2 protein-coding genes and 1 pseudogene are annotated in these 3,812 nt (G+C 70.7%); all 3 read right to left on the bottom strand.

Annotation, left to right across the window (positions count from 1 at the left end):
* Positions 1–205: 205 nt before the first annotated feature.
* Positions 206–1,771 carry a bifunctional phosphoribosylaminoimidazolecarboxamide formyltransferase/IMP cyclohydrolase gene (gene purH, locus HUU95_RS10620; protein WP_174280087.1) on the bottom strand — a complete coding sequence of 522 codons (1,566 nt, stop codon included), beginning with the start codon at positions 1,769–1,771 and terminating at the stop codon, positions 206–208.
* A 432-nt stretch (positions 1,772–2,203) separates the two neighbouring features.
* Positions 2,204–3,448, bottom strand: coding sequence for a 5-aminolevulinate synthase (hemA, locus tag HUU95_RS10615; RefSeq protein ID WP_174280086.1), 1,245 nt, complete (start codon positions 3,446–3,448; stop codon positions 2,204–2,206).
* A gap of 40 nt (positions 3,449–3,488) precedes the next feature.
* Positions 3,489–3,812 (bottom strand): annotated as a pseudogene (locus HUU95_RS10610) (aspartate/glutamate racemase family protein); the annotation flags it as partial.

Below are 3,812 nucleotides of genomic sequence, written 5' to 3'. Positions count from 1 at the left end.
AGCCTGCATCTTGAATCAGACTTCTCGCCGCTTGCGAAGCCCTGTCAGATTCAGCGTCACGTCATCCCGCTCTAGCGGGATCGTCGACGGCAAAGCCGCCGACGTGACGTCGAACGGGCTTGCCGGCTCGCGCCGTCAACCCGCCGGCCGGAGCGGGCGACGCGCTTAGCGCGCCGGCGCGGACGTGGCCGCGCCTTCGCCTCGCTCAGTGCCGAAAATGCCGCATTCCCGTGAACACCATCGCCAGCCCCGCCGCGTCCGCCGCCGCGATCACCTCGGCGTCGCGGACCGAGCCGCCCGGCTGGATCACCGCCGTCGCGCCCGCTTCCGCCGCCGCGAGCAGCCCGTCGGCGAAGGGGAAGAACGCGTCGGACGCCACCGCCGAGCCGATCGTACGGGGCTCGCCCCAGCCGTTCGCCTCCGCCGCCTCGCGCGCCTTGCTGGCCGCGATCCGCGCCGAGTCGCGCCGGTTCATCTGCCCCGCGCCGATCCCGGCGGTGGCACCGTCGCGCGCATAGACGATCGCATTCGACTTGACGTGCTTGGCCACCGTCCAGGCGAAGCGACAATCGGCCAGCTCCCGATCGGTCGGCGCGCGCTTCGTCACCACGTCCAGATCGCCCAGGCGGCCGTTGTCGCGCGACTGCACCAGCCAGCCGCCCATGATCGACTTGGCCTGGAGCCCGCCGCGCGCCGGATCGGGCAACGCGCCGGTCAGCAGCAGCCGCAGGTTCTTCTTGCCCGCGAACAGCTGGAGCGCCGCCGCGTCCGCGTCCGGCGCGATCACCACCTCGGTGAAGATGCCGGTGATCGCGCGCGCGGTCGCCTCGTCCAACGGTCGGTTGACTGCGATGATGCCACCGAACGCGGACACTTGGTCGCACGCGAACGCCGCCGCATAGGCCTCCGCCAGCGTCGCGCCGGAGGCGACGCCGCACGGGTTGGCATGCTTGACGATCACGGCCGTGGCAGCCGCCTCGCGAAACTCCGCGATCAGTTCCAGCGCCGCGTCGGCGTCGTTGTAGTTGTTGTAGGACAGTTCCTTGCCTTGCACCTGCCGTGCCTGGCCGACGCCCGTCGTCGCGGGTCCGCGCGGGCGGTAAAAGGCGGCGGCCTGGTGCGGGTTCTCGCCATAGCGCAGCGGCACGGGCGCTTCGAGCACCAGCGGCAGCGTCGCCGGGAATCGCTCGCCCTGATCGGCGAAGGCGAACCACGACGCGATCGCCGCGTCATAGGCAGCGGTGGCGGCATAGGCCTTGGCCGCGAACCGACGACGGTCCGCCAGCGTCGTCACGCCGCCCGCGACCAGCGGATAGTCGGCCGGATCGGTGACGATCGCCACATGCGCGTGGTTCTTCGCCGCCGAGCGGACCATCGCCGGGCCGCCGATGTCGATGTTCTCGATCACCTCGTCGCGCGCGGCGCCCCGGGCAACGGTCGCCTCGAACGGGTAGAGGTTGACAACCAACAGGTCGATCGCGCCGATCCCGTGCGCGGTCATCGCGGCGGCGTGCGCCGGGTCGTCGCGCTTCGCGAGCAGCCCGCCATGCACCGCCGGGTGCAGCGTCTTGACCCGGCCGTCCATCATCTCGGGAAAGCCGGTCAGGTCGGCGACGTCGCGCACCGGGAGCCCCGCCTCGCGCAGCGCCCGCGCGGTGCCCCCGGTCGACACCAGCTCGACTCCCCGCCCGACCAGCGCGCGCGCCAGCTCCACCACGCCCGTCTTGTCCGACACGGACAACAACGCCCGCTTGATCCGCACTTCGTCCAACCCGCACCTCCGTCACCCCGGCCTCGTGCCGGGGTCCATGTCGACTCCGGCCCGCTGGACGGCGCCACGCTCGTCTGAGGGGTACATCCTGCCTGCCGAGACCAGCCCGGCATGAAGGCTGCGGCCTGACCATTCAAGTTGAAGCACGCTTTTCCTGGCGCGGGCCGGAGCCCTGGCCTTCGCCGAAGAGGGGCTTCAGGTCACCCGTCCATGCCCCCTGGCGACCTGTCCAAGTCAGGCGAGCCGGCGATCACCTGCGCGTCGATCCGATCGACCTTCTCCAGCTGCCCCATCGCCTGCCAAGCAGCCAGACCTGGCGCGGGTTGGCGATCACGGCGGGCTGTCCGCCTTGCCACAAGGTCAGGAACGCCGCCTGCTCGGCCCTGCCCGATGCTTCCTTCACTTCAGCTCGGCCCTATGGAAGCGCGATGGTCACGCCGCCTTCTTCATCTCCAGCCGGCTCCAGATCTCGACCAGCGCGTCGACCAGCTCGCGCATCATCGCGGGCGTGTGCGCGGGGCCCGGAGTGAAGCGCAGGCGTTCGGTGCCGCGTGGCACGGTGGGATAGTTGATCGGCTGGACGTAGATGCCGTATTCGGCGAGCAGGACGTCGCTGATCCGCTTGGCCTTGACCGGATCGCCGACCATCACCGGCACGATGTGCGTGTCGCCCGGCATCACCGGCAGCCCGGCCTCGGCCAGCATCGCCTTGAGTCGCGCGGCGGCGGCCTGTTGCGCGTCACGCTCGGCGGTGGACGCCTTGAGATGGCGCACGCTCGCCAGCACGCCGGCGACCAGCACCGGCGACAGCGAGGTCGTGAAGATGAAGCCGGGCGCATAGGAGCGGATCACGTCGATGATCTGCCGGTCGGCGGCGATATAGCCGCCCATCACGCCGAACGCCTTGCCCAGCGTGCCCTCGATCACCGTCACGCGGTGCGCCTGCCGCTCGCGCTCGGTGATGCCGCCGCCGCGCGGCCCGTACATCCCCACCGCGTGCACCTCGTCGCAATAGGTGAGCGCGTTGTACCGGTCGGCGAGGTCGCACAGCGCGGCGACCGGGGCGACGTCGCCCTCCATCGAATACACGCTCTCGAACGCGATCAGCTTGGGGACCTGCGGGTCCTCGGCGGCGAGCAGCTGTTCGAGATGGGCGATGTCGTTGTGGTGGAAGATGCGCTTCTCGCAACCTGCGTTGCGGATGCCGGCGATCATGGACGCGTGGTTGAGCTCGTCGGAGAAGATGACGATGCCGGGCAGCACCTTGGCGAGCGTCGACAGCGTCGCCTCGTTGGAGACGTAGCCCGACGTGAACAGCAGCGCCGCCTGCTTGCCGTGCAGGTCGGCGAGCTCGCCCTCCAGATCGACATGGTAATGCGTGTTGCCGCCGATGTTGCGCGTGCCGCCCGAGCCCGCGCCGACGTCGTGCAGCGCTTCCTCCATCGCGGCGATCACGGCCGGGTGCTGGCCCATGGCGAGATAGTCGTTCGAGCACCAGACGGTGATCGGCTTGGGGCCATTATGCCCGGCGAAGCAGCGCGCATTGGGGAACGCGCCCTTGTTGCGCAGGATGTCGATGAAGACGCGGTAGCGCCCCTCGGCATGGAGCCGGTCGATCGCGGCGGAGAAAACGCGGGCGTAATCCACCCGGGCCGGTTCACCGGCGGTGATGTTCATGGATGGTCATCTAGCGGCACGGGCGGCTAATTTCCAGCGGCTACAGCGCCTCGATCCCCGTCAGGCCATAGGTGGCCAGCGCGGGGGCGAGCGCGCGTTCGGGCAGGCCCAGCGCGGTGAACACCGCCACGCCGGACGGTGCCCCAGCGGGCCAGCCCTGGCCCTGCGTCAGGTGGACGACGCGGCGCGCGATGCCGGGGCCGCCGTCGACCAGCGCGATGCCGGGGAGCGCCGCCGCCAGCTCGGGGGTCAACAGCGGAAAATGCGTGCAGGCGAGCACCACCGTGTCGAGGCGCGGCACGGCGGCGAGCGGCGCGACCGCCTCGGCAACGGCGTCGGGCGCGACCGGCTCGCCGCGCAGCCG

The organism is Sphingomonas bacterium, from assembly GCF_903643065.1.
Classification (GTDB): domain Bacteria; phylum Pseudomonadota; class Alphaproteobacteria; order Sphingomonadales; family Sphingomonadaceae; genus Sphingomonas.
The sequence above is the reverse complement of the archived record's forward strand: the minus strand, read 5'-3'. Positions and strand labels throughout refer to the sequence as shown.

Coding starts and splice junctions, on each gene's coding strand:
- hemA (WP_174280086.1), bottom strand. CDS start 3,448: ATGAACATCACCGCCGGTGAACCGGCCCGGGTGGATTACGCCCGCGTT.